Origin of the sequence: Arthrobacter sp. NicSoilB4, from assembly GCF_019977335.1 — a bacterium.
Classification (GTDB): domain Bacteria; phylum Actinomycetota; class Actinomycetes; order Actinomycetales; family Micrococcaceae; genus Arthrobacter.
Genome location: NZ_AP024653.1, coordinates 2,372,669 through 2,396,282, shown reverse-complemented (window position 1 = coordinate 2,396,282; position 23,614 = coordinate 2,372,669). Strand labels below are relative to the sequence as shown.

At 67.8% G+C, this 23,614-nt stretch carries 25 protein-coding genes and 2 tRNA genes; 11 read left to right on the top strand and 16 right to left on the bottom strand.

Features of this window, described 5'->3' with window-relative positions; all coding sequences use genetic code 11:
• Positions 1–107 precede the first annotated feature (107 nt).
• Positions 108–1,088, bottom strand: a complete 981-nt coding sequence (locus LDO13_RS10860; RefSeq protein WP_224046765.1) for a 1-phosphofructokinase family hexose kinase — start codon at positions 1,086–1,088, stop codon at positions 108–110.
• A 148-nt stretch (positions 1,089–1,236) separates the two neighbouring features.
• Here LDO13_RS10860 and ppk2 point away from each other — a divergent pair, with 148 nt between their 5' ends.
• Both ppk2 and LDO13_RS10850 read left to right on the top strand, forming a co-directional pair.
• A complete protein-coding gene (gene ppk2, locus LDO13_RS10855) occupies positions 1,237–2,106 on the top strand; it encodes a polyphosphate kinase 2 (protein WP_224046764.1) in 870 nt (289 codons plus the stop codon).
• Between the two features lie 69 nt (positions 2,107–2,175).
• Positions 2,176–2,886: an alpha/beta hydrolase gene (locus tag LDO13_RS10850; RefSeq protein WP_224046763.1), complete on the top strand. Its 711-nt coding sequence runs from the start codon at positions 2,176–2,178 to the stop codon at positions 2,884–2,886.
• 15 nt (positions 2,887–2,901) lie between these two features.
• Here the strand turns inward: LDO13_RS10850 and def are convergent, their stop codons facing one another.
• From def to orn, 4 genes are all read right to left on the bottom strand, one after another.
• On the bottom strand, positions 2,902–3,474 hold the full coding sequence (gene def, locus LDO13_RS10845) for a peptide deformylase (protein ID WP_224046762.1): 573 nt from the start codon (positions 3,472–3,474) through the stop codon (positions 2,902–2,904).
• A gap of 66 nt (positions 3,475–3,540) precedes the next feature.
• A complete protein-coding gene (locus LDO13_RS10840) occupies positions 3,541–4,695 on the bottom strand; it encodes an acyl-CoA dehydrogenase family protein (RefSeq protein ID WP_224046761.1) in 1,155 nt (384 codons plus the stop codon).
• A gap of 118 nt (positions 4,696–4,813) precedes the next feature.
• Positions 4,814–4,886 (bottom strand) — tRNA-His (locus tag LDO13_RS10835).
• 157 nt (positions 4,887–5,043) lie between these two features.
• Positions 5,044–5,655: an oligoribonuclease gene (orn, locus tag LDO13_RS10830; protein WP_263422169.1), complete on the bottom strand. Its 612-nt coding sequence runs from the start codon at positions 5,653–5,655 to the stop codon at positions 5,044–5,046.
• Between the two features lie 200 nt (positions 5,656–5,855).
• Here orn and mptB point away from each other — a divergent pair, with 200 nt between their 5' ends.
• Positions 5,856–7,412, top strand: coding sequence for a polyprenol phosphomannose-dependent alpha 1,6 mannosyltransferase MptB (gene mptB, locus LDO13_RS10825; protein ID WP_224046759.1), 1,557 nt, complete (start codon positions 5,856–5,858; stop codon positions 7,410–7,412).
• On the opposite strand, the gene LDO13_RS10820 is transcribed toward mptB, so the two are convergent.
• Positions 7,405–8,085 (bottom strand): DNA alkylation repair protein, encoded by a 681-nt coding sequence (locus LDO13_RS10820; RefSeq protein WP_224046758.1) that lies wholly within the window; start codon positions 8,083–8,085, stop codon positions 7,405–7,407. The genes mptB and LDO13_RS10820 overlap by 8 nt on opposite strands.
• Before the next feature lie 44 nt (positions 8,086–8,129).
• Here LDO13_RS10820 and map point away from each other — a divergent pair, with 44 nt between their 5' ends.
• Complete coding sequence (gene map / locus LDO13_RS10815) at positions 8,130–8,897, top strand: type I methionyl aminopeptidase (protein ID WP_224046757.1); 768 nt, start codon at positions 8,130–8,132, stop codon at positions 8,895–8,897.
• Here map and LDO13_RS10810 read toward each other — a convergent pair.
• From LDO13_RS10810 to LDO13_RS10800, 3 genes are all read right to left on the bottom strand, one after another.
• Positions 8,894–9,166 (bottom strand): GNAT family N-acetyltransferase, encoded by a 273-nt coding sequence (locus tag LDO13_RS10810; protein WP_224046756.1) that lies wholly within the window; start codon positions 9,164–9,166, stop codon positions 8,894–8,896. The two genes, map and LDO13_RS10810, sit on opposite strands and share 4 nt — an antisense overlap.
• A gap of 88 nt (positions 9,167–9,254) precedes the next feature.
• The gene (locus LDO13_RS10805; protein WP_224046755.1) at positions 9,255–9,521 is read right to left on the bottom strand and encodes a hypothetical protein; all 267 of its coding nucleotides are present in this window, start codon (positions 9,519–9,521) and stop codon (positions 9,255–9,257) included.
• 25 nt (positions 9,522–9,546) lie between these two features.
• Entirely contained in the window at positions 9,547–10,041 is a 495-nt protein-coding gene (locus LDO13_RS10800; RefSeq protein ID WP_224046754.1) for a lipopolysaccharide assembly protein LapA domain-containing protein, read from the bottom strand.
• Between the two features lie 240 nt (positions 10,042–10,281).
• Between LDO13_RS10800 and LDO13_RS10795 the strand changes: the two genes are divergently transcribed.
• Positions 10,282–11,298 (top strand): magnesium and cobalt transport protein CorA, encoded by a 1,017-nt coding sequence (locus tag LDO13_RS10795; RefSeq protein ID WP_224046753.1) that lies wholly within the window; start codon positions 10,282–10,284, stop codon positions 11,296–11,298.
• Between the two features lie 84 nt (positions 11,299–11,382).
• On the opposite strand, the gene LDO13_RS10790 is transcribed toward LDO13_RS10795, so the two are convergent.
• Positions 11,383–11,458, bottom strand: a tRNA-Arg gene (locus LDO13_RS10790).
• 177 nt (positions 11,459–11,635) lie between these two features.
• Between LDO13_RS10790 and ssb the strand changes: the two genes are divergently transcribed.
• From ssb to ettA, 3 genes are all read left to right on the top strand, one after another.
• On the top strand, positions 11,636–12,214 hold the full coding sequence (ssb, locus tag LDO13_RS10785; protein ID WP_224046752.1) for a single-stranded DNA-binding protein: 579 nt from the start codon (positions 11,636–11,638) through the stop codon (positions 12,212–12,214).
• 30 nt (positions 12,215–12,244) lie between these two features.
• On the top strand, positions 12,245–12,736 hold the full coding sequence (locus tag LDO13_RS10780) for a hypothetical protein (protein ID WP_224046751.1): 492 nt from the start codon (positions 12,245–12,247) through the stop codon (positions 12,734–12,736).
• Positions 12,737–12,813: 77 nt separating this feature from the next.
• Positions 12,814–14,496: an energy-dependent translational throttle protein EttA gene (gene ettA, locus LDO13_RS10775; protein WP_224046750.1), complete on the top strand. Its 1,683-nt coding sequence runs from the start codon at positions 12,814–12,816 to the stop codon at positions 14,494–14,496.
• A 96-nt stretch (positions 14,497–14,592) separates the two neighbouring features.
• Here the strand turns inward: ettA and LDO13_RS10770 are convergent, their stop codons facing one another.
• Complete coding sequence (locus LDO13_RS10770) at positions 14,593–15,573, bottom strand: acyl-CoA thioesterase II (RefSeq protein WP_224046749.1); 981 nt, start codon at positions 15,571–15,573, stop codon at positions 14,593–14,595.
• A gap of 63 nt (positions 15,574–15,636) precedes the next feature.
• Between LDO13_RS10770 and LDO13_RS10765 the strand changes: the two genes are divergently transcribed.
• Positions 15,637–16,308 (top strand): hypothetical protein, encoded by a 672-nt coding sequence (locus LDO13_RS10765; RefSeq protein WP_224046748.1) that lies wholly within the window; start codon positions 15,637–15,639, stop codon positions 16,306–16,308.
• Positions 16,309–16,328: 20 nt separating this feature from the next.
• Here the strand turns inward: LDO13_RS10765 and LDO13_RS10760 are convergent, their stop codons facing one another.
• The 3 genes from LDO13_RS10760 to LDO13_RS10750 all read right to left on the bottom strand — a co-directional run bounded on the left by LDO13_RS10760 (position 16,329) and on the right by LDO13_RS10750 (position 18,049).
• Entirely contained in the window at positions 16,329–16,772 is a 444-nt protein-coding gene (locus LDO13_RS10760; protein WP_224046747.1) for a GNAT family N-acetyltransferase, read from the bottom strand.
• Positions 16,773–16,917: 145 nt separating this feature from the next.
• Complete coding sequence (locus LDO13_RS10755; protein WP_224046746.1) at positions 16,918–17,376, bottom strand: globin; 459 nt, start codon at positions 17,374–17,376, stop codon at positions 16,918–16,920.
• 4 nt (positions 17,377–17,380) lie between these two features.
• Entirely contained in the window at positions 17,381–18,049 is a 669-nt protein-coding gene (locus tag LDO13_RS10750; RefSeq protein ID WP_224046745.1) for a mechanosensitive ion channel domain-containing protein, read from the bottom strand.
• Between the two features lie 136 nt (positions 18,050–18,185).
• Between LDO13_RS10750 and LDO13_RS10745 the strand changes: the two genes are divergently transcribed.
• Positions 18,186–19,196 carry an epimerase gene (locus LDO13_RS10745; protein ID WP_224046744.1) on the top strand — a complete coding sequence of 337 codons (1,011 nt, stop codon included), beginning with the start codon at positions 18,186–18,188 and terminating at the stop codon, positions 19,194–19,196.
• A 47-nt stretch (positions 19,197–19,243) separates the two neighbouring features.
• Here LDO13_RS10745 and LDO13_RS10740 read toward each other — a convergent pair whose 3' ends face one another.
• A complete protein-coding gene (locus LDO13_RS10740) occupies positions 19,244–19,729 on the bottom strand; it encodes an OsmC family protein (RefSeq protein ID WP_224046743.1) in 486 nt (161 codons plus the stop codon).
• Positions 19,730–19,804: 75 nt separating this feature from the next.
• Positions 19,805–22,360, bottom strand: a complete 2,556-nt coding sequence (pepN, locus tag LDO13_RS10735; RefSeq protein ID WP_224049759.1) for an aminopeptidase N — start codon at positions 22,358–22,360, stop codon at positions 19,805–19,807.
• Between the two features lie 156 nt (positions 22,361–22,516).
• Between pepN and LDO13_RS10730 the strand changes: the two genes are divergently transcribed.
• On the top strand, positions 22,517–23,518 hold the full coding sequence (locus LDO13_RS10730; RefSeq protein WP_224046742.1) for a hypothetical protein: 1,002 nt from the start codon (positions 22,517–22,519) through the stop codon (positions 23,516–23,518).
• The last annotated feature ends 96 nt before the right edge of the window (positions 23,519–23,614 follow it).

The following is a 23,614-nucleotide window of genomic DNA, read 5'->3' as shown; positions in this document are numbered from 1 at the left end:
CGCCGCAGGCCTCGCTGCCGCCCACCCTGGCCGCGGCACGTCGCCGGAACAGCCCGCGGTTGCGAAGGCAAGCAGCAGCGCGACAGCCAGCCTTGCCGGTCCCGGCTTCACAGTGCGCGGCTCCCGCCGAGGTTCTGGGCGGCGAGTTCGGCCTCCAGCCGTTCCACATCCTCGCGGTGGCAGAGCTCCGTGGCGGCTGTCGTCACGGTGGCGCTTCCGGCAGCGACGGCGGCCCGGAGCGCGTCCGCGAGGGTGCGGCCCTGCGCCAGGCGCAGCACGAAGGCGGCCAGGAAACTGTCGCCGGCTCCCACCGTGCTCCGAACCTTCACCTGGGGCACAGCCAGCCGCAGAATCCCGTTTGCCGAGGCGAGCACGGCGCCTTCCCCGCCCAGGGTCAGGGCCACATGCTCGGCGGAGCCGTCCGCGACCAGTGCCGCGGCTGCCTCTACCTGGCTTTCGCCGCTCTCCAGGGCTGTTCCAAAGTGCAGCCCCAGCTCCCGCCGGCTCGGCTTCACCAGGAAGACCCCCTCGGCGAGGGCCTCGGACAGGGCAGGGCCGGAGGCATCCACGATGCAGCGCGCATCATGCACACGCGCGAGCCGCGCCACCTGGGCGTAGAAATCCTCGGGGACCCCCGGCGGCAGGCTTCCGCTGGCCACGACATACCCGCCCTCGGGAATCGAATCCGCCACGAGGGCAAGGCACAACCGCCACTCAGGCTCACTCAGCTCGGGGCCCTGCAGCACGAAGCGGAACTGCTTGCCGGTCGCCGTCTCGTCGACCGTGAAGTCCTCGCGGGTGCTCCCTTGGATTGGGACTGCCAGCGTGGGGACGCGTTCGGCTTCGATGAGCCGGCGGTACGCCTCTCCGGTGGGTCCGCCGGCGGTGTAGACCGCCAGGGTCCGGCCGCCGAGCCGCTGCACCACCCGGGACACGTTGACGCCGCCGCCGCCGGCGTCGAGGCGGCTGGCGCCGCAGCGCAGCTTGTGGCCGCTGATGACCTGTTCCGTCGCGGTGCTCACGTCCAGTGCAGGATTCACGGTGAGCGTGAGAATGGGCTGCATCGCTGTCCGTCCAGAGGCTTCCATGGCCCCAGCATAGGAGCCCGGGGTTCCCCTGTCCCGGTACGGCGTCCCCTTGTGGGCCGTCAGCCGCTCGGCGAGAATGGGCGCGGCAGGAAAGAACGCGACGCAGGGACAGGAAGTCCGCCACGCCGCAAGGAACGGGACGGGAACCATGGCACATCCAAAGGCCGGCTCCGGCAAGGCCGGCCGGAAGGGCTCCAAGGGGCACTCAAGTTCCGGGCGGCTGGCGCTCGGTCTCTATGAGGCCGAGCTCTACCGTCTCCAGGCCGAGCTCGTCGCGCTGCAGGAGTGGGTCCGCAGCACGGGCGCGCGTGTGCTGGTGATCTTCGAAGGTCGGGACGCCGCCGGGAAGGGCAGCGCGATCAAGCGGGTCACCGAATACCTGAATCCGCGCGTAGCCAGGATCGTGGCGTTGCCTGCCCCGACGGACCGGCAGCGGGGTGAATGGTACTTCCAGCGCTATGTGGCGCATCTGCCCGCTGCGGCCGAGATCGTCCTGATGGACCGCTCCTGGTACAACCGGGCCGGCGTCGAGCATGTGATGGGTTTCTGCACCCCCGCGGAACACAAGCGCTTTATGGCCCAATGCCCGGTCTTCGAACGGCTCCTGATCCAGGACGGCATCCTGCTCTTCAAATACTGGTTCTCGATCAGCCACGCGGAGCAGGAGCGGCGGTTCAAATCCCGGCTGAATGATCCGATGCGGCAATGGAAACTCTCCCCGATGGACCGTGACGCGATCCTCCGCTGGGAAGACTATTCGCGGGCCAAGGATGACATGTTTATGCAGACGGACACCGCTGAGTCGCCCTGGTATGTGGTCGAGGCGGAGGACAAACGCCGGGCCCGGATCAACATGATCGCCCACCTGCTCTCCAGCATCGACTACACCGAAGTGCGGACGGAACCGGTGACGTTGCCCGAACGGCCCAAAGCCGTGAACTACACGCGCCCGCCGCGGGAGCTCTTCCGGTACGTTCCGGATCACGCGGCGAAGCTCGAGCGGCCGGACGAGGGTTAGCCCGGCGTTCCAGGAAATCATCCGCCGGTCCCGTGCCATTAAGTCCGCCCGGGCAGGTAGGGTACCGGCATGGACATCATCCTCGTACCCGGATTCTGGTTGGACGCCTCATCGTGGGAGGAGGTGACCCCGCCGCTGGTCGCGGCCGGGCATCAGATCCACCCGCTCACGCTGCCCGGTCTGGAATCGGCCGATGAACCGCGGGCCGGGATCGGCCTGCGCACCCACATCGACGCGGTCGTGGCGAAAATTGACACCCTTGATGCCCCCGTCGTGCTGGTGGGACATTCGGGCGGGGGCGCCATCATCCACGGCGCGGTCGACGCCCGGCCGGAACAGGTGGTCCGGGCAATCTACGTCGACAGCGGTCCGCTCGGCGACGGCGGCGTCATCAACGACGAACTGCCGGACGACGGCGACGAGGTGCCGCTTCCGCCGTGGGAGTTGTTCGACGACGAAGACCTCACTGACCTCGACGAGGAACTGCGGGCCATGTTCCGGGCCCGTGCGATCCCGCAGCCCAAAGGCGTGGCCCAGGACCAGCAGCGGCTGAACGACGAGCGCCGCTACGACGTCCCGGCGACCGTCATCGCCTGCGAGTTCCCGTCGTCCATGCTCACCGAAATGATCGCCGGCGGCCACCCGTACGTCGCGGAGCTCGGACGCGTCCGCGACGTCGACTTCGTGGACCTGCCCACCGGGCACTGGCCGCAGTTCACCAAGCCCGCTGAACTGGGCGCGGCGATCCTTGCCGCCGTCGACCGAACTTCGGGGAGCTAGCCTGGCGGCCGGGCGTCAGTGCCCGAACGGGTCCGGATCCACGCCTGGCATCCAGGTCAGCCCGGGGACGCCCCAGCCACTCCTTTTCGCCAGCTTCATCGCCTTGCGGGAGTAGCGGTCGATCAGCCGGTTCACGTAGAGCTTGCCGTCGAGGTGGTCGTATTCGTGCTGGATGACCCGGGCGAACCAGCCCGTCGCCTCGAAATCGACCGGGTTGCCGTCTCCGTCGAAGCCCTGCACGCGGGCCCATTCCGCACGCTTGAGCGGGTACTGCCCGCCCGGGAAGGACAGGCAGCCCTCCTCTTCCTCATCCGGATCCGGCAGAGCGCCGGAAACCTTGGACAGGGTCAGCACCGGGTTGACGACGACGCCGGACGGCGGGGCGCCGTCGTCGTTGTCGAACTTGTAGACAAACAGCCGTTTGCCCACCCCGACCTGGGGCGCGGCCAGACCGACGCCGTTGGCGGCGTCGTTGGTTTCGAACATGTCGGCGATCAGGGTCCGGAGCTCGTCGTCGAAGACTTCAACCTCGGCGGCCCGGCTGTGCAGTACGGGCTCGCCCCAGATCGTGATGGGCAGGACGGTCATGTCAGAAGTTCCTCAGGTGCTGTGCTGGGCTGTTCAGTGCTGTGCGGTGCCGGGAAAACGCGCGGATCAGTCGGCGATGGTGCGGCCGATGACGTCGCGCATGATCTCGTTGGTGCCGCCGAAGATTGTCAGCAGCCGGGCGGCGAGGTAGGCCTGCGCCACGGGGTATTCCAGGATGTAGCCGTAGCCGCCGTGCAGCTGGAGGCAGCGGTCGGTGACGGACTTGGCGCGCTCGGAGGCCCACAGCTTCGCGCGGGCGGCGGAGGCGGCGTCGAGCTCGCCAGCGTTGAAGGCCAGGATCGCCTGGTCCACGTAGCTTTCGGTGACCTCGACCTCGGTGAGGATGTCGGCCAGTTCGAACCGGCTGTTCTGGAAGTCGATGATCCGCTCACCGAAGGCGTTACGGTCCTTCGTGTAGCGGACGGTCGCCTCGTAAGTAGCGCGGACGACGGCGGAGCTGGCCACCGCGATCGCGAGCCGGCCCTGGGGGAGCTGCGCGGCAGCGTACTGCAGGCCCTTGCCCACCTCGCCGACGAGGTCCGCGTGCGGAACCCGGACATTGTCGAAGAACAGTTCAGCGGTATCCGACGCCTTGAGGCCCATCTTGTCCAGCTGCTTGCCGGTGTTGTAGCCCTCGCCCTTGTTGACCATGAACAGCGAGAAGGAGTCGTGGTTCCCGCGGCCGGAGCTGCCGTCGGTACGGGCCAGGACCAGGGAGGCGTCGCCGGAGATCCCGTTGCCGATAAAGGTCTTCTGGCCGCTGATCAGCCAGTCGTCGCCGTCGCGGACGGCCTTGGTGCGGATGCCGCGGAGGTCCGAACCGGCGCCGGGCTCGGTCCAGGCGATCGACGTGACCTTCTCGCCGGAGACCATGCCCGGGAGCCACCGGCTCTTCAGCTCGTCGGAGCCGTAAGCCAGCAGGTGGGGGAGGACCAGGTCATCGTGGAGATGGAAGGCCAGTCCCACGGCCAGGTGGTTGCTCTTGGCGAATTCCTCGTCGATCACGGCGCGGAAGCGGTAGTCGTCCATGCCCATGCCGCCGAACTCCTCCGGGACGGCCAGACCCAGCAGGCCCTGCTCGCCGGCCGCCGTCCACAGCTCCCGGGACATCATGTGGTCCTCGTCCCACTGGGCGTAGTGCGGTGCCACGGCACGTGTGTCGAACTCGGCAGCCATCGCACGGAACATCTCGTGGTCTTCTTCAAAAAGCTTGCGCTTCATTGCTTTTCCTTCCGTTCACGGTTCCTGGCAAGGACAACTGCACAGACAACAAAGGCCGCACCGGATATCCGGTACGGCCTTCGTCTAAGGTCGGACAATCACTGCCGTCCTTCATGAGGGTGAGCGACGGGGGTTGAACCCGCGACCTCCTGGACCACAACCAGGCGCTCTGCCAACTGAGCTACGCCCACCATGTGCCCCGCCATGCCCTCCGGTGAACCGGCTGGCTGAAAAGGCAACGACAAATAGCTTACCTGCTCTTCGGGGGTGCTTTTGCCACTTTCTTCGGTTTTCACCGAAATTTTCCTCAAACGTGGCGCAGATTACTAGCCGAAGACCGGCCCGGGGCTAGTTCGCCGGCGTGCCGGAAGGGGCCTCGACGGGCGCCGGTTCCTCGGCTGTGCCCATGACCCGCCTGGCAATCCGCTGGGCCGTGGCGCTGTCCGGTCCGGGCGCCGGGACGAAAACGGCCTCGCGGTAGTAACGCAGTTCGTCGATGGAATCCTGGATGTCGCCGAGGGCCCGGTGGCCGCCGAGCTTGGCGGGGGACTGGAAGTAGGCCCGCGCGTACCAGCGCCGGGAGAGCTCCTTGATGGTGCTCACGTCGATGACGCGGTAGTGCAGGTGCTCCACGAGTTCCGGCATGTCGCGGACCAGGAAGACCCGGTCGGTGCCCACCGAGTTGCCGCCCAGCGGGGCCTTCTTGGGGTCCGGCACCCACTTCTTGATGTAGTCCAGGACGATGGCCTGGGCCTCGGCCATCGTCTTGCCATGGGGGAGCTCCGCGAGCAGCCCGGAGCGGGTGTGCATATCGCGGACGAAGTCGTTCATCTGGGCCAGGGCGGCGTCATCGGGCTTGATGACGACGTCGACGCCGTCACCGAGGATATTGAGCTCCGAATCCGTCACCAGTGCGGCCACCTCGATGAGGGCGTCGTTCACGGTATCCAGGCCGGTCATTTCGCAGTCGATCCAGACGATGCGTTCATTAGATATAGGCACGCGCCCAGCCTACCGTTTCGTCGCCGCCGGGCGGTCCGATGCTAGGATTTTGGATACGCGGGCGGCGAAACTTTTCGTCACCGCGGCGAGCCCCGGGCCGGTTCTCACGGCCGGCTGAGGGTGGAGTAGAGCCCCACAACAGATTGGACGATCCTGAGATGACGGCGCCTGTGCCTGCGGCGGGAAAAACGGCTGCCGGCACGTCCCCGGCAGCAGCCGTTGCTGACGTGGACAATGCCCGTTCACCGCTTCTGGCGGGATTCGTCGGTTCGCTCTTTATGGCGATCGGTTCGCTCGGCGTCGGCTGGTTGGCGCCGGCCTCGGAGCTCCGCCGCGTTCCGTTGTTCATCTGGCTGCGCACGGAAGCCTTCGGCGTCGGCCTGTGCATTGTGCTGCTGGCCGTCGGCGGTATGCTGCTCGTCCGCGCCTGGCTCAGGCTCGGCCAGCGAGTGCGGGTCTGGGGAGCGGAGGCCCGCAAGGCAACCCTGCAGGCGGTTGTCCTGTGGGGGCTGCCCCTGATGTTCTCGGTGCCGCTGTTCAGCCGTGATGTCTACGCCTACATCGGGCAGGGCCGGCTGATGGTGGAAGGCTTCAACCCGTACGAAAACGGCATCTCCGCGCTGTCGAACTACTTCCAGCTCGGGGCCGACAAGATGTGGACCGAGGCGCCCGTGCCCTACGGCCAGCTGTTCCTCTGGATCGAGCAGTTCGTGGTCTGGTCCACCAACGTGCACCCGGAAGCCAGCATCATGCTGTTCCGGCTCGCCGCGCTGGTCGGGATCGTGCTGTGCATCATCTACGTGCCAAAGCTCGCCGAACTGCACGGCGTAAACCCGCACCGCGCCCTGTGGCTGACGGCAGCCAACCCGCTCTTCCTCACCAACTTCATCGCCAGCGTCCACAACGACGCGCTGATGATCGGCCTGGCCCTGGCCGGGATCTACTACTGCGCCACCCGGCGGGTCATCCTCGGCCTGGTCCTGGTAACACTGTCCATCTCGGTCAAACCCATCACGATCGTCTTCCTGCCGTTCATTGGCCTGCTCTGGGCAGGAAAAGGTGCCAGCTGGCCGCGGAAGTTCGTTTTCTGGGGGCTCACCGCCGGCATCAGCCTGGCCCTGCTGTACGCCATGAGCATGGTCAACGGTTTCGGTTTCGGCTGGATCGGCGGGCTCTCCGCCCCGGGCAGCATCTGGATCTGGTACGCCCCGGTGGGACTGCTGGGCCTGGTGGTCGCGTCCATCTTCAACGCCTTCGGCCTTGACGGCTGGGGGCTGGCCAAGTGGGTGTACGACGCCGGAAAGCTGCTGGCGCTCGGCATCATCGCCTGGCAGATCTTCCGCGGCGACTATGACCGCCTGATCCGCCGGCTCACGCTGGCGTTCGCCGCCGTCGTCGTCCTGGCCCCGATGATCCAGTCCTGGTACGTCGTCTGGCTCATCCCGCTTTTCGCTGTCACCGGCATCCGTGATGACTGGCAGGTCAAGGCCCTGTACTTCATCGTGTCGTTCTTTATGGTGTACGCGATCTCGGACCAGCTGGAAGTGTTCCCCTACCTGCAGACCGCGGATCTCGGCCTGGCGCTGGCCCTGGCCCGCAACGCCGCCGCGATCATTGCCCTGCTCTTCGCCCTGTACCTGATCTTCCTCGACCCCAAGACCAAGATGCTCTTCAGCAAGTCCGAGGAACCGGTCACCACCCGCCCGGTTATCTGATTTTCCGCAGGGCTTCCCGGCGGGAGAGCGGGCTCAGGGCTTCGCCGTGCCGTGCCGCGAAGTCCAGGACCCAGTCCGGGTCCGTGGCGGCGTAGTCCCGCAGCGCCCAGCCGATCGCCTTCCTGATAAAGAACTCCGGGTCGGCCAGGTTGGGCTCGATGACCGCGGCGAGCAGGGCAGGGTCCGTCGCGGACTTGGCGCCCAGCTGTGCGGTGATCGCCGCCCGCCGGATCCAGAAGTCCGCGTCCGTGCTCCAGCGGATGAGCGTGGGGGACATGTCCTCCCGGTGGGTCTGCAGCAGCCCGCAGAGCCGGTGCGAGACCCCGTCCACCAGATCCCACCAGGCGCCGGTGCGGATGATTTCCTCGTAGAGCGGGAGCATGCTCAGCTCACCCGCGGCCAGCCTCAGGCCCGTCAGATCGATGGCCGCGTAGCGTTCCTCCCGCCAGCGTGCGCCCCGCCACAACTCCAGGACGGTCGACTGCAGTTCCTGCAGGGAACCGGGTGGCAGTTCCCGGGCGGCGGCTTTGACGATCCGCCGGACCTCGGGAACCCGGACCCCCAGCGAGGGCATCTCGGACTTCATGTAGGCCTGGGCGCCTGCCGCCCGGGCCGGGTCGGCGGCCTGCAGCAGCCTGGATCGGATCGCGGACATCAGTTCAGCGTGGGCCATGGGGCAACTTTAGCCATGCTTCTGCGGGCCCTAGAGTTGGAGGCATGTCGATGATCAAGACCCCCGCCGAGATTGCCCTGATGCGCGAAGCCGGCAGGGTGGTGGCCAATACGCTGGAACGCGTCCGGGAGGCCGCCGCCGTCGGGGTGTCCCTGAAGGAACTGGACGAGGTGGCCGCCGCGACGATCTCCGCTGCCGGGGCTACGCCTGCCTTCCTGGGCTACAAGCCGCGGTGGGCTTCGGTGCCGTTCCCCGGCGTGATCTGCACGTCCGTCAACGATGCCGTAGTGCATGGCATCCCCAACGACTACCGGCTCCACGACGGCGATCTGCTCAGCGTGGACTGCGGCGCGTTCCTCGAGGGATGGTGCGGGGACGCGGCGATCAGCTTCATCGTGGGCACGGCCGACCCCGTGGACCAGGCCCTGGTCGACGCCACGGAGGCTGCCCTCGCCCGCGGCATCGAGGCCGCCCGGATCGGCAACAAGATGGGGGACCTGGGCTACGCAATCGGCGGGGCATCACGGCGCGCCGGTTACGGGCTGCTGGCGGACCACGGCGGCCACGGGATCGGCAAGACCATGCATGCCGAGCCGGACGTTCCCAACGACGGCCGGCCCGGCCGCGGCATCAAGCTGACCGAGGGCCTGGTCATCGCGATCGAGCCCATGCTGATCCAGGGCGGCAAAGACGACTACTTCCACGACGACGACGAATGGACCCTCCGCTCGGCGAAAGGCCGCCGGGCCGCCCACAGCGAGCACACCGTGGCCATCACCAAGGACGGGCCGGTCATCCTGACCCTTCCCTAAGGATTGCCGCCGGGCGGCGGCGCCGCCAGCCGGACGACGGCGCGTCCCGGCACCGCCTCGCTGACCACCTCGAAGCCGGCTGACAGGAAAAGGCCCAGGGTGCCGTGATAGAGGTCGGCGGGGCCGGCTTTGGGCCGTTGGACGGGATCGACGGGGTACCCCTCCACGACTTCGGCGCCGTGGGCGAGGGCATGCCCGACGGCGGCTTCGAGCAACGCGGGGGCCACACCGGTCCGGCGCTGGCCGGGGGAGACCACGAAGCAACTCACCGACCACAGTTTGTTCCCGCCCGGGTCATGGCCCACCGCCGGGCCGGCAGCTGTCAGGACTTTCGAGCGCAGGATCCTGGGATAGCAGCTACGGGGGCTCGACCGCGCACCAGCCGACCGGATTCCCGCCGCGGAAGGCCAGCACCCCCGGAGCCGGCGCGCCGCCGTCGAACTTTTCCCGTAACTGGCTTTTCCGCTGCTCCGGAGTGGACTCGGGCCACTCCGCTCCGGTGAAGGCGAAGAACCGGCACCAGCAGCGCGACGGCTCGCCCCGGACGCCGAAGAGGCGCTCGACGTCGGGCCAGTCGGCCGTGGCGGTGGTAATCGCGGAGTGCCCCAAGGATTCTGCGTTCATGGGACGAGGTTAGCGCCTGCGGGCGTCAGCGTCTGCGTGTGCCCTGGCCAGCCTGGCGGCTGACGCGTGCGCGGTGCGCCGCGAGCCGGAGCTGGATGATGCGGGCGGCTCCGGCGATGGCAACCAGTACGCCGCCGCCGACCGCGGCAATGAACAGCGCAATGCCGAGCGGGACCGATCCTTGGAGACCAAAGAACTTCACCTGCACATACTCCTGGTTCTGCAGGATGAAGGCGATGAGCAGGATCAGCACCACCAGTGCGCTCGCGACCGCGACCCAGACCATTCCCGCGCGGGTGACCTGGCGAGTCTCCGCGGCGGGAGCCCCTTCCCGGGGAGTCTCGACGCGCTGCGCCGAGGGTGAGTCAGCAGGCGCCCCGGACACCAGATCGGTGCCGTCGGAAGGGGGCCGGGTGTTGTGGCCCTCCTCGGCGGATGGAGCGTCGGCTGCCCCCGGGTGCTGGGAGCTCAGGGCGTCCTTGGAATCGTGGGGATCAAATCCGCGGGGTGTCTGGGTCATGGCGGCCGTACCTTTCGGTTGCGGACAGGGCGCAGGGGCTTTCCCCGGTGGCCTGCCCGTCTGGTCAATACTAAGCGTGCTGATGGCCGGCGGAGGCACGCGGGGCACTGTTCCCCGCGGGGAGCGCGGGTCGATAATGCTGGAGGCGTCGAAGGCCGTATTGAAACCGGGGCTGTTGGCACCGGACGGACGACGGTATAGCGTCGCAGCCAAGGGAAGCCTGGTGGAGGAGGCGCGGGCGTGAGCATTGTCGACAACGCAGTGTACGTGGACGGATACCGGACCGCGGACCCGGAGAACCTGGACGAGACGTACTTCATCCTGCGCCAGCGCCAGGGCATGGCCTGGATCGGGCTCTACCGGCCGGATGCCGAAGAGCTGCGTTCCGTCGCCGAGGAATTCGATCTCAACCACTTGGCCGTGGAGGATGCACTTGCCGGGCATCAGCGGGCCAAGCTGGAACACTACGGTGAAACGCTCTTCCTGGTCCTGCGCCCCGCCCGGTACCTGGATCATCTGGAGAAAGTCGAGTTCGGCGAGATCCATGTCTTCCGCGGGGCGGACTTCGTGGTGACGGTGCGCCGTGCCGAATCACCGGATCTGGCCCGGGTCCGCCACCGGATGGAGTCCCAGCCTGCGTTCCTGGCACTCGGTCCTGATGCCGTGCTTTACGCGATCCTGGATCAGGTCGTGGATGAGTACGAACCGGTTGTTGCCGGCCTGGAAAACGACGTCGACGAGATCGAGGACGACCTCTTCGCCGCGGACCCGGGTGTGTCCCGCCGGATCTACGAGCTCTCCCGCCAGGTCATCATGTTCCAGCGGGCGACGGCTCCGCTGATTGGCATCCTGCAGTCGCTGATGGGCGAAAGGCCGGATCATCAGCCACTTCCCGAGCTGCAGGACCACTACCGGGACGTCCTGGACCATGTCCTGCGGCTGAGTGAACGCATCGCCGCCTTCCGCGCCCTGCTGCAGAATGCGCTCGCCGTCAACGCGGCGTTGGTGGCCCAGCGGCAGAACGATGAAATGCGGCTGCTGACAGAGTCGAGCATCGCCCAGAACGAGCAGGTCAAGCGGATCTCTTCGTGGGCTGCCATCCTGTTCGCGCCGACGCTCATCGGCACCATCTACGGAATGAATTTCCGCAGCATGCCTGAACTGGACTGGGTGTTCGGGTATCCGATGGCGCTGGGCCTGATGATCGGCATGGGCGTGGCGCTGTATTGGACGTTCAAGCGCAATAAGTGGATCTAGCGGCCGCGGCTGCTAGCGCCCGCACCTGACCTTGTGGCCGCGGCCCTGGCCTGCGGAAAGTTCCGGCAGGCCAGAGCCGCGCCCTGGTGCCCCAGGAGGGAATCGAACCCCCGACCGGCGGATTAGAAGGCCGCTGCTCTATCCCCTGAGCTACTGGGGCATACCGGCGTACCGGCCCGGCTGCTGCCGGGGGACGCCTCAAAAAGCTTACCGTGCCCCGCGGCCGTCCGCTGTCAGGGTTTTCCACATGGCGCGCCCGGGCCCTCGCGCAGTTCCGTCCCCGGCGGGAAGCTGAAAGAGCCTGCTAGGGCACGACACTTCGAGACAGGACATAAGAATGAGTGACAACATCACGGTCCGCGGCTTCGTCGCCACGGAACCCAAAAGTTCGACGACGCCGGGCGGGGTGGCGACGGCGTCGTTCCGGCTGGGCTCGACCGACCGGCGCTACGACCGTGCCAAGGACGCCTGGGTGGACGGGAGCACCAACTGGTTCACCGTCCAGGGCTACCGGCAATTGGCGGGAAACATCGGCTGCAGCATCAAGAAGGGCCAGCGGGTCATCGTCACGGGACGGCTCAAGATGAGGAGCTGGGAAAACGACGGGCGGATCTACCACGTGGCTGAAATCGCCGCCGATTCCGTCGGCCACGACCTCATGTGGGGGTCCGCCAACTTCATCCGCACCGCCACCAACGGACCCCAGGACGCTGCCGGGCAGTCCCCGTCCCCGGCCTTCCAGGACGGCAGTCGCGATGAAAGCCCCGCCGATGACCAAGCCCAGGAGGGGCACGGCAACGACAGCGACAGTGACGGGGACGGGTCCGGATCCCGCACTGTTTTCATCAACGACGTCAATGGGGAGGCGGAGGAACTCGACGAGGAGACGGGAGAGCTGAAAGGGGCAGCCGCCTGAACAGCGCTGGTGCCGTGGCAGAATTGCCGCGTGAAGCGAACCCGGACCTTGAGCCACAGGACGGCGCTGGCCCGTGCCCGGTTCGGGGCCCTGGCGTTGGCATTGATGATGACGGCCGCGGTCGGATGTTCGTCGCCGGCCAGCTTCGGCGCCCGGACAGAGGCTTCATCCGGCGCCGCAGCGGATGTAACGCCCGGCGCGTCCCTGGACCCGGCGGCGGTGGACTCAGCCACGTCAGACACGAAAACCCGGGTTGAGGCCGCCCTCGACACCTTGGCCGGCACCGGCCGGACGCCGGGCACCGAGGAGATCCGCTCGGTCCTGATAGCCGCGGGCTTCGCCTCGGACGGCGTTGAGGTCACGGCAAGCCGGACCCCCACGGGCCTGGAGGCGGACGCCGTCGTGGCGGCTGTCGCCTCGGGGAGTAACTGCATCGTTGCGCAGCTTCGCGGCGGCAACGTTTCGTCCGCGGTTCTCCCGGTCCTCGCCGACGGCCGCTGCCTCGTCGGCACCGCAGGCTGAGTCCGCTGCTCAGACGGGCGCTACGCACGGACCGCATGAATGTGAGTTATCCCGGTTGAACCACTAGATTTGTAGGCATGGCGGAATTTATCTACACAATGACCAAGGCCCGCAAGGCCGTTGGCGAAAAACTCATCCTCGATGACGTAAGCATGTCCTTCTTCCCGGGGGCCAAGATCGGCGTCGTCGGCCCGAATGGTGCAGGTAAGTCCACCATTCTCAAGATCATGGCCGGACTGGACACGCCGTCAAACGGTGAGGCCCGGCTCAGCCCCGGTTACACGGTGGGGATCCTGCTGCAGGAACCGCCGCTGAACGAGGACAAGACCGTCCTGGGCAACGTCCAGGAGGGCGTCGGCGAGATCTTCGGCAAGATCCAGCGCTTCAACGAGATCTCCGAGGAGATGGCCAGCCCCGACGCTGACTACGATGCCCTCCTCGAGGAGATGGGCCAGCTGCAGGAAGCGATCGATGCCGCCGATGCCTGGGATCTCGACTCCCAGCTCGAGCAGGCCATGGACGCCCTCCGTTGCCCGCCGCCCGAAGCCGACGTCACCCTGCTCTCCGGCGGTGAGCGCCGCCGTGTTGCCCTCTGCAAGCTCCTGCTCCAGAAGCCGGACCTGCTGCTCCTCGACGAGCCCACCAACCACCTCGACGCCGAGAGCGTGCTCTGGCTCGAACAGCACCTCTCCAGCTACCCCGGCGCCGTCCTCGCCGTCACCCACGACCGGTACTTCCTCGACCACGTGGCCGAGTGGATCGCCGAAGTGGACCGCGGCCACCTGTACCCGTACGAGGGCAACTACTCCACGTACCTCGAGAAGAAGCGCGCCCGTCTGGAAGTCCAGGGCAAGAAGGACGCCAAGCAGGCCAAGCGCCTCACTGAGGAACTCGAGTGGGTCCGCTCCAACGCCAAGGGACGCCAGACCAAGTCCAAGGCCCGTCTGGCCCGCTACGAGGAAATGGCTGCCGAAGCCGACCGCACCCGCAAGCTGGACTTCGAAGAAATCCAGATCCCGCCGGGACCGCGTTTGGGCGGCCTCGTCCTGGAGGCGAAGAACCTGCAGAAGGGCTTCGAGGACCGCACCCTGATCGACGGGCTGTCCTTCACCCTGCCGCGCAACGGCATCGTCGGTGTCATCGGCCCCAACGGCGTGGGCAAGACCACCCTCTTCAAGACCATCGTCGGGCTCGAACCCCTCGACGGCGGCGAGCTGAAGATCGGTGACTCCGTCAAGATCTCCTACGCGGACCAGAGCCGCGGCGGCATTGACCCGAACAAGACCCTGTGGGAAGTCGTCTCCGACGGCCTCGACTATATCCAGGTCGGCCACGTCGAAATGCCGTCCCGCGCCTATGTCGCCGCCTTCGGCTTCAAGGGCCCGGACCAGCAGAAGAAGGCCGGTGTTCTCTCCGGTGGTGAGCGCAACCGCCTGAACCTGGCCCTGACCCTCAAGCAGGGCGGCAACCTGCTGCTCCTTGACGAGCCGACTAACGACCTCGACGTCGAGACGCTCAGCAGCCTCGAGAACGCCCTGCTCGAATTCCCGGGCTGCGCCGTTGTGGTCTCGCACGACCGCTGGTTCCTGGACCGTGTGGCGACCCACATCCTGGCCTACGAAGGCGACGAGGAGAACCCCTCCAAGTGGTACTGGTTCGAGGGCAACTTCGAATCCTACGAGGAGAACAAGGTCGAGCGCCTGGGCCCGGATGCGGCCAAGCCGCACCGCGTGACCCACCGCCGCCTCACCCGCGACTAAGCCAGCGAGGCACCAAGCGCAAAACGAAGGCCGGCTCCCCGCCAGGGGAGCCGGCCTTCCGCATGCCACGGGCCTGCGCGGGCCAATCGCCGCGGATCAGCCGCGGTCAGCCTTGCGCATCTGGTGCTGCAGGACCTTGGACTGGACAGCGCCCTTGACCTTGTTCTTGAGGTCCGTCGGAATCCGGATCATTCCTTCCTGCGCCACGGTGGCCACGTGCACGCCGTCGCGGCTGAAGATCTTGCCGGTGGCCAAGCCGCGGGCGCCCTGGGCGCTGGGGGACTCCTGCACATAGAGCAGCCACTCGTCCACGCGGAGGGGACGGTGCCACCACATGGCGTGATCCAGGCTGGCCACGGACATGCCGGGGGTAATCCAGCTCATCCCGTGCTTGCGGAGGATGGACTCCAGGATGGTGTAATCACTGGCATAGGCCAGGGCCGCTCGGTGCAGCTCCGGGTCATTGGGCATCGGCCCGAATGTCTTCATCCAGACCGCGTTGCGCGGTTCCTTGTCGCCCTTGGCCGAGACGTACAGGGCCGGGTCGACGTGCCGGATATCGAAGGGCCGCTCATAGGCCCAGTGGCGGGCCACCGGGTGGTCGTACTTGCCCAGGAGGTCAGCGGTGCTCGGCAGCGACTCGGGCCCGGGGATGCCGGCCGGCATGTCGGTCTGGTGCTCGATCCCCTCATCCTCGTCCTGGAACGACGCGATCATGGACAGGATGGGCATGCCCTCCTGGTACGCGTGCACGCGCCGCGCCGAGAACGAGCGGCCGTCCCGGAGCCGCTGGACGCCGAAGGTGATGGGTTTGTTGGCGTCCCCCGGGCGCAGGAAATAGCCGTGCATGGAATGGACGCCGCGCCCCTCGGGAACGGTCCGGCTCCCGGCAATCAGCGACTGCGCCAGCACCTGGCCGCCGAACACGCGGTGCCGGGGCTGCTGCTGGGAGGGGCCCATAAAAATGTCCTCGTCCGTCCGGGCACCCTCCAGCTCACCGAGGTTCAGCAATTGGAGGAGTGAGGAGGTGGGGTCCTGTGTCGGCGGCCCCTGCAATCCGGCTTCGGCTTCAGTCATGGTTCGACTCTAGACGGCACTCCGGCGCCGTCCCAAAGAGGCGCAGCCGGTAGAGTCGAGATTGTGTCTGACGTCCTCACCCAGCCCCTGCAGTTCACCGATCCCCGCGACCTCGCCGATCTGCGCACTTTCGCCACCCGAGCCAAATCGATCGACGACGGCGCGATCCGTCTCCAGGCGTCCGGCCCGGTGCTCGCCGCCTACGTCTGCGTGCTGCGGCCGCGGCTGCTGGGGGAGTCGACGCCGACGATCCTCGGGCTGCGGACCATGGCCCTGGCCCGGCCGGCGGATATGGATGTCACGGTCCCGATTTCGGCGGTGCTGGACCGTCTCGCACGTGCCGGGGAGAACGACGTCGAGCTGCCGCTGCCGCCCGTGACGGTCACCGAATCATGGGCCGGCGTCGGCGCCCCGCGAAGCGGATGGGAGGCCGTCGGCACTTTGCAGGATTCCGCGCTGCGCCAGTCGGCCGAGGCCGGCATCACGGAGATCGCCGCCATCATCCCTGACAAACCCGGCGCATTGATTGTCAACAACGCCCGTGCCACGGTCTGGGGCAGGGAACTGCCGGGTGCCGGCGGGCTCCCGCTGGGCGCCGCCTTCGCGGCCCTGACCCTTGGCTTCCTCGCCGACGGCGAACAGCAGCTCTACCGGGCCGGTCGCTGGTTCCGCCTGAGCGGAGCCCGCGGGCACGTCCTGGCCCGGACCGGCTCGGGACTCGGCCTTCCGCTGTAACGGCACTCGGTGCGGCGGCGTCAGAACCGCAGCACGCTCAGCTCTTCCGCGGGCCGGAAGCCCAGCCGGGCGTAAAAGGTGTGGGAGTCGGAAGAGGGCGACAGTACCATCCGTACCGCCTTGATGCCTTGCGAGAACTCGATGGCCGTCCGGACCAGCCGGGCCCCGATGCCCGCGTTCCGAAACTCCGGCAGCACGTAGACGTTGCCCAGATAGACCCACCGGGACGGTTCCTTCCCGGGCTTTGGCATCCGCTCGAAGACCATCAGGTTGAGCATCCCGACCAGCTGGCCGTCCACCTCGGCCACAAAAAACTTGCGCGGGTTGGCATCCAGCCAGTCGCTATAGGCGCCCTCGAATTCGGGATCGTCCTGCAGCCCCGGCTCCTGCTCCGCGGCCCACGTGGCCCTGAGCGCCGCAACTGCGGCCCGGTCCCCGGCGGATTCTCCGCGAACTATCAGCATGCGAAGTATCCTACGGCGCTCTCAGGCTTCGGCGGCGTTCCCGCGCAGGGAACTTGCCGTCAAATACCCGGCCGGGTATTGTTGAATCCAGAAAGACCCCGGAGGCGTTCCCCCAAGTGCCTCCGGGGTCTTTCCATGTCCGCCGTCAGGCCCCGGAAGGACTGTTCACCATCGACAGGGCCGCTCGTTCCATATAGTCCCAGAGCGTCCCCTCGTACAGGGGCGGGAGGTCCAGGGAATCCACCGCGGTGCGCATGTGGTGCAGCCACCGGTCTTTCGCTTCAGGCGTGACCTGGAACGGCATGTGGCGCATCCTCAGCCGGGGGTGCCCGCGCTCCTCGCCGTACGTCGTCGGGCCGCCCCAGTACTGCTCGAGGAACATCAGGAAGCGGCGCTTCGCGGGGCCCAGATCCTGCTCCGGATACATCGGCCGCAGCAGCGGATCAGTCGCCACGCCGTCATAAAACACGTCGATGAGCTTCACGAAGGTCTCGTGGCCGCCCACGGCGTCATAGAAGTTGTCCGTGTAGCCGGGCTGGCTGAACGGATCGTTTTGCAGCAGCTGCTTGGGCTGGCGGGGTTCGCCGGCGCTGGGAAGGGTCATGGCTCTATTCTCCGGCTTTCTGCTGGGGAGCACTGTCCGCCTCGCCTTCCGGCGGTGTGACGGGCGGGATGTAGGTGCCCTGGGATCGGTTGCCCACGCGCAGGATTTCGCCGTTGCGCAAGTACCAGATGGTGCCGTCCTCCGCCCGGACCCGCGTGATCCGCAGGTTCATGGCCTCCACCGTGCCCACCACTTCCGAGGTCTCGATGATGTCGCCAATGCCGTACTGGTCCTCGATGGTGATGAAGATGCCGGCCAGGAAGTCGCGGATGAGCTGCTGGGCACCGAAGCCGATGGCGATACCCAGGATTCCGACGCTGGTCAGGATGGGAGCCACGTCCACGTTGAGGTTCTTGAGCACGTACACGCTGGTGAGGACGGAGATGAGGACGCCCACGACGCTCCGGAGCAGCGCTCCGATGGTGTGGGCCCGCTGGACCCGGCGTTCATGCTCCAGCGCCCGGAGCGCGGGCGCCGCCCAGCGGAAGTATGGTTTTTTGAAGAAGGTGGATCCCTCGGCGATGCGCTTCGTGATGACGGAGATCACGAAGGACGCCGCCAGCCACAAAGCGATGCCGACCCCCAGGCTGATGAGGACACCCGCCACGTTGATCTCCGACACGGCCGACATGTCCGGCGGGGTGATTGGTTCGGTCGTGGTCATGCTGAACATCGGCGGGGGTACTCCTTGTAGCTGGGTTCCTGCTGCCGGCCGGAAGCGCCGGGCTGTGCGTCCTGAGGGGCGGCCGGCGTTCGCCGGGCGCATAACACTCTGGTCTCATTCAACATTAGCGCCGTAGCGTGGCCCCATGCGCATCCTGGTCCTCGGCGGCACCGCCTTCCTTTCAGCAGAAATTGCCCGGCAGGCCGTAGCTGACGGCCACGACGTCACCTGCCTGGCGCGCGGGACCGCTTCCGCCCCGCCCGACGGCGCCACCTGGCTGAGAGCGGACCGCTCGCAGGGTCCCGCCGCGTATTCGGCCGCCTCCGGGGGTGCTGCTCCCGGCGGCGGGTGGGACGCCGTCGTCGACGTTTCGCGGGACCCCGGCCAGGCGCGGGAGGCGCTCGAGGCGCTGGCGGGCTCGGCCCGGCACTGGACCTTCGTCTCCAGCTGCTCCGTCTATGCGGACCATTCCGTGGCCGGGGCCGCCGAAGACGCCGGAGTCCTGGCGCCGCTCGCGCCCGGCACGGAACTCAGCGCGGGGAACTACGGCGAAGCAAAGGCGGCGATCGAGCGCTGGACCACGGAGCTCGCCGGAGACAGGGCACATCTATGCCGGGCCGGGCTCATCGGCGGTCCGGGTGACGGCTCGGACCGCTACGGGTACTGGCCGGCCCGCTTCGCCCGGGACGCCGATCCGGTCCTGGTCCCGGACATCCCCACGGACGCCACCCAGATCATCGACGTCCGCGACCTCGCAGCCTGGATCCTCACCGCCGCCCAAAGCGGAATCACCGGGGCGCTGAACGCGGTCGGTGAACCGGTGCCTTTTGCCGCCTACCTCGAGGAATCCCGGCAGCTCGCCGAGGGCGAAGCGGAAGTCGTTGCCGCTCCGGAGGACTGGCTGGCGGCACACGGCGCGAACTACTGGGCCGGTCCGGACTCGCTGCCGTTGTGGCTGCCGCCGGGCCACGAGGGCTTCGCGACGCGCAGCGGTGCGGCGGCCCGGGCGGCCGGCCTGTACACGCGGCCCTGGATGGACACGCTGCGCGACACCCTGGCGGACGAGCGCCGCCGCGGGCTCGGCCGGGAACGCAAGGCCGGGATGAGCCCGGAGGCGGAACGCCGGATCCTGGCCGAGTACAGGGCGGCCCCGTAGGGCCTCCGGCATTAGGCCGGGGGCACAGGCGGGCACGGCCGGACCGTTCAGCCCGCGTGGCCCCCGACCACCGTGCTCGGTTCGTGCAGCACCGGGAAGTTGACGCTCCGGGCGATGAAGCAGACCTTGTTCGCCCCGGAGTGCAGTTCCTCCATGAGTTCCGCCGACGCCGGAGCCGACAGGGTCACCCGGGGCCTGAGCGTCACCGATTCAAACTGACCGCTGCCGTCCCGGTTCGTCCGCATCAGTCCCTCAGCCCGGTCCTCGTACGCCGTCACCACCACACCGTGCTTCACGGCGACGTGCAGGAAGGACATCATGTGGCACTGGGACAGTGCCGCCAGCAGCAGCTGTTCCGGGTTGTAGCGGGTCCGGTCGCCGTGGAAGGTCGGGTCCGCCGAACCCCGCAGCACGGGCAGTCCCGGGATCTCGATGTCGTGGTCCCGGGAATAGCCGCGGTACGACGCCGTCCCCTCGCCAAGGTTCCCGGTCCAGCGGACTGTCAGCGCGTAGTGGTGCTCATCGAGGCTCATGGGTCCAGCCTAGAACGAAGGAACCCCGGCGCCACACAGGGGCGCCGGGGTTCCTTTGGTTCCGGAGGCAGGCGCCTACCCGGCGTCGGCCTGGCGGGCGCGCAGGGCGCGGGCCACGCCGTCGCGGTTCTCCAGCATCATCCGGCGCAGGGCCGCGCTGTCCTCCGGCAGCGCGGCAAGGAACTCATCGGTCCGGTCGATGGTCGCCTGCGTGGTCAGCTGCGCCGGGTAGAGTCCGACGACGATCTGCTGCGCCAGCGCGTGCGTGCGCTCCTTGACGATGCCGGGGACGGCGTCGAAGTACTTCTCGGCGTACGGTTCCAGCAGGGACGTGTCCAGCACGCGGGTGAAGCCGCTGACTGCGGAACCCTGGAGCGCGTTGGACAGTTCTCCCTTGACCACAATCGAGTCCCAGGCCTTGGCCTTGGCCTCGGGCGTCGGAATCGCCGCCGTCGCCAGGGCCGCCGCGTTCTGCCCCGTGGCGGTGTTGTCGTGCTCGAGTTCGGCGTCGATCTTCTCCTGCCCGGCACGGCCGCCGGCAACGAGGGAGGTGATCAGCTCCCACCGCAGGTCCTGGTCCACGGCCAGGCCCTCGAGGGTCAGGCTGCCCTCCAGCAGGCCGGACACGGTGTCCAGCTGGGCTGCGCTGCGGGCCAGCAGGGCGTAGGACTTGACGAACTGCAGCTGCGCGTCGGAGCCGGCCGGGACGCCTGAGGCGAGCTCCCAGAGGCGGTCGGCGGCGGCAACCGCGGTGGCTTCCTTGTGTTCCGCGGCCACGTAGAAGTTCAGGGTGGTGGCCAGCTGGCGCAGCTGGACCAGGATCACGGAGGAATCGGATTCTTCGGCGATGTTGGCCAGGATCAGTTCCACATAGCCGCGGGCGGGGGTTTCGCCGTCGCGGGCCGCGTCCCAGGCCGAGCCCCACACGAGGGTGCGCGGCAGGCTCTGGCTGAAGTCCTTCAGGTGCGCGGTGGCGGTGGCCAGCGACGCCGGGTCGAGGCGGACCTTGGCGTAGGCGAGGTCGTCGTCGTTGAGCAGGATCAGGTCCGGCTGCGCGAGTCCGGCGAGCGACGGCACGTCGGTGCGCCCGCCGTCGACGTCGAGTTCCTCGCGGTGGACGCGCTCCAGCTTCCCGGACCCGTTGAGGTTGTAGAAACCCACGGCGAGCCGGTGCGGGCGGAGGGTGGGCTGGCCCTCGGTGGCGGACTGCAGGATCGCGAAGGAGGCGATTTTTCCGTCCCCGCCCACGGACAGCTCGGGCTTGAGCGTGTTGACGCCGGCGGTCTCCAGCCAGAGCCGGCCCCACTCGTCCAGGTCGCGGCCGCTGGCCTTTTCGAGTTCGGCCATCAGGTCGCTGAGCTCGGTGTTCTGCCAGGCGTGCTTGCGGAAGTACTCGCGGACACCGGACATAAACTCCTCCGGACCCACCCACGCGACGAGCTGGCGGAGCACGGAGGCGCCCTTGGCGTAGGTGATGCCGTCGAAGTTCACCTCGACGTCCTCCAGGTCGTTGATCTCGGCGAAGATCGGGTGCGTGGTGGGCAGCTGGTCCTGGCGGTAGGCCCAGGACTTCTCCACGGAGGCGAACGTGGTCCAGGCGTGGTCGAAGGCGGTGTTTTCCACGGCGGCCAGGTGGGACATGTACTCGGCGAAGGACTCGTTGAGCCAGAGGTCGTTCCACCAGCGCATCGTTACGAGGTCCCCGAACCACATGTGGGCGAGCTCGTGCAGCACGGTGATGGCGCGGCGCTCCACCTGGGCGTCGGTGACCTTGCTGCGGAAGACGTAGCCTTCCAGGATGGTCACGGCCCCCGCGTTTTCCATGGCCCCGGCGTTGAACTCGGGGACGAAGAGCTGGTCGTACTTCTCGAACGGGTACGGGCAGCCGAACTGGGCCTCGAAGAACTCGAAGCCCTGGCGGGTGAGTTCGAAGATGTTGTCCGCGTCCAGGTACTGCATCAGCGATTTGCGGGCGAAGACGCCGAGCGGGGTGACCTTCCCGTCGGCGGAGACCACTTCGCTGCGGACGGACTGGTACGGCCCGGCGATCAGGGCCGTGACGTAGGACGAGAGGCGCGGTGTGGGACTGAATTCCCAGACGGAGCGGGCGCCGCCGTCGGTGCCCGGTATGGTCTCGACCGGCACCGGGGTGGGGGAGTTGGAGATGACGTCCCAGTGCGACGGCGCAGTGACCGTGAACGTGAAGCTGGCCTTGAGGTCGGGCTGTTCAAACACGGCGAACATCCGCCGGGAGTCCGGGACCTCGAACTGCGTGTAGAGGTAGACCTCATGGTCCACGGGGTCCACAAAGCGGTGCAGTCCTTCGCCGGTGTTCATGTACGGGGCTTCGGCGACGACCAGCAGCTCGTTGTCCGCGTCGAGGTCCGGCAGTTGGATGCGGACGCCGTCGGACACCTCCGCCGGGTCAAGTTCGACGCCGTTCAGGGTCACGCTCTGCACGGCGTCGGTGACGGCGTCGATGAAGGTCGAGGACCCCGGCCGGGCCGTGAACTTCACGGCGGTGGTGGTGCCGAAGACCTTCTCTCCGCGGGTCAGGTCGAGTTCGACCTCGTAGGAGTCGACGGCGATCAGTTCGGCGCGCTCGCGTGCTTCGGCGCGCGTGAGGTTCATTCCGGGCAAAGGGGGGCCTCCAAGGATGCTTAGGGTGGAAACTCGATACTGTGAAATTATTCTTTCACTTCTGCGGAGCTTGGCAAGTTGCCTGGGTCACACCAAGGTACCGGACGCCGGGCCGCCCGGTGCAGGATCCCAGAGTAGCGTTGGGGTATGGGAAAGCTTCGAGACTCCGTCGACGCGAGGGCGCTGCGCTTCGCCGTGGGGTTCCCCCTGATGCTCGCAGCGGGATTTGTGGTGTGTGCTTTCCTGATCCGACCCGATCTGCCTGAGCCGCTGGCGGTCCGCTGGGCCGGGGGAGCCGCCGTCGACTTCGCGCCGTTCGGCGCCGTCGTGGGGGTCGGCGCGGCCATGCTCGTGCTGATCGGCTGGGCCGTGCTGGTGCAGGCCGTGCCGCTCTCACGTCCGGCCATCATGCGCCGGATCATGATGGGTACCGGGCTGTTCGTGAGCCTCTTCATCGCCACGGTCCTCGCCGCGGTGCTGGTCGGCCAGCTCGGACTGGAGGACGCCGGCCAGTCGCAGGTGGACGTCGCCGTGCTCGCCATGGGCAGCGGCGCGGCCCTGGGCCTGGGGGTCGTCATGGGCTTCGTCTTCAAAGCCGACGAGCGCTGGTCCACGGACGATGACCGTGCCATGGAGGAGGCCCTGGCCCGCGAGCTGGATCCTGACCTGGCCCGTGATTCCGTGAGCCTGTGGGTCCACGCCCGCAGCTCGGTCTTCGTGATGCTCGGGATCGCCACCCTGCTTCCCGCCGCCCTCCTCACGATCGCCGTGCCCTGGCTGGCTGCCCTCCTGGTCGCTCTGGCCCTGCTGGCCGCTGCGTGCCTGTTCGCCCGCATCCGGGTGGACCGCAGCGGCCTGCGGGTCTTCGCCGCAGGGTTCGTCCGGGTCATGGACGTGCCGGCCGCGGCCATCAAGGCGGCGACGCCGAAGGAAGTCAGGGCCGCCGACTATGGCGGCTGGGGCTACCGGAGCCACGGCCCGGCGAAGGCCCTGCTGGTCAGCAGCGGACCCGCCGTCGTCGTCGACCGCTCGGACGGGCGGACCCTGACCGTCAGTGGCGGCAGCGCCACGACGGCGGACAATGTCGCGCAGGTGATCTCGCGCGTGGCGGCACGGGCCCGCCGGACCGGCGGCGCCGCGGACGCGTGAAGTCCCGGGACGCCGGCCGGACAAGCCACCCGGCCCGTGCCCTAGTAGGCTGGGAGCAGCCCTCACCCCGCACCAGCAGCCCCCGTGAGCACACCG